The sequence below is a fragment of the Vibrio sp. YT-17 genome, from assembly GCF_033337375.1.
GTDB lineage: Bacteria > Pseudomonadota > Gammaproteobacteria > Enterobacterales > Vibrionaceae > Vibrio > Vibrio alginolyticus.
In genome coordinates, this window is the sequence record NZ_JAWOQP010000126.1 from 1 (window position 1) to 1,235 (window position 1,235).

Annotated in this window: 1 protein-coding gene; it reads right to left on the reverse strand. The window is 43.2% G+C overall.

Going from position 1 to position 1,235, the window contains the following annotated elements; all coding sequences use genetic code 11:
- Positions 1-1,167: methyl-accepting chemotaxis protein (locus tag R7F67_RS24375; protein WP_318057482.1), on the reverse strand; the 1,167-nt coding region annotated here is incomplete at its 3' end.
- Between the last annotated feature and the right edge of the window lie 68 nt (positions 1,168-1,235).

The window sequence follows — 1,235 nt, forward strand, 5'->3', positions numbered from 1 at the left end:
AAGCAAGTTTGTTTGATCCGCGATATCACGGATAACATCAACCACAACGTTGATTTGGTTCGATTGCTGTTCAAGCTCTGAAACTGTATCACCAGCAGCGCCGATAACATTTGCTACTTCACCAATCGCATCAACCATGCTTTGTGTTTCACGCACACCAAGTTGTGTACGGTGGTTTGCATCGTTTGCTTGGCTCGCTGACTCTTCCGTGTTGCGTGCAACGTCGGCTACCGCAGCTTTCATTTCCGTCATTGCTGTTGCAACGTGCGTGATTTGTAGCTGTTGGTCTTTCATGCCAGAAGCAGAAAGCTCAGAGATTTGGTTCATCTCTTCTACTGCACTGCTCAATTGCGTTACAGCGGCAATAACGTTGTCGATAACTTGGCGTAGGTCGTTTTGCATCTTAGTCGTTGCATCTGCCAACTCGCCCAGTTCATCGTTACCAATCAATTTACGATCGATGTCTTTAGAAAGGTCACCTTTCGCAATCGAGTTTGCTTGTTCCACAACAAGTTGTAGTGGGCCACAAATCAAACGCGTTAGAACAAGCGTCATAACAATCATGATCACTAGAATGGTCACGTTGCTCGCGATGGATGAGCTGCTCAAACCGTTCACTGAAGAAAGGATGTGATTTTTGTTGCTGTCCATTGCGACTTTCAACAAGCGGATTAGCTCGTTTAGATCAGAATCGACGGCTTCGAAGTCGTTTAAAGAGTTAGATAGAACAGCGAGCGCTTCGGTTTTGTTGCCTGCTAACATCGACTCATTGTATTGGTCCATAGTAACCAAGTACTGTTTCCATTGGCGCATTAGGCGTTGGAACGTTTGTTGTTCTTCACCTGGCCAAATGGTTGAGCCGTAAGCTTCAAGTTCTTTGCTGATCTTTTCGCGTTCACGGATGTTACTTGCGATTTTGTTTCTGATCTTATCTGCGTCCTTATAGGTGTAAGTAGCAAATTGAGAGCGACGCCAGTGAGAAAGATCATCTCGGATCGCATCCACTCTTTCCATTGCTGGAAGAGTGTCATCAGTATAGTTTAAAAGCTCAGATTTGATTTCTTTGAGCTCTTTAGACAAAAACACGCCAAATACAATATTAATAAGCGCAATCAGTAAAAAAGAGAGCGAAATTTTCTTCGCAATAGATAGGTTTCTGATAGACATTGGTGATATACCTTGTTTTTTTTATGCAGTGTTGTCAAAGTAAACCACGTCCTTATATGTGATATTGA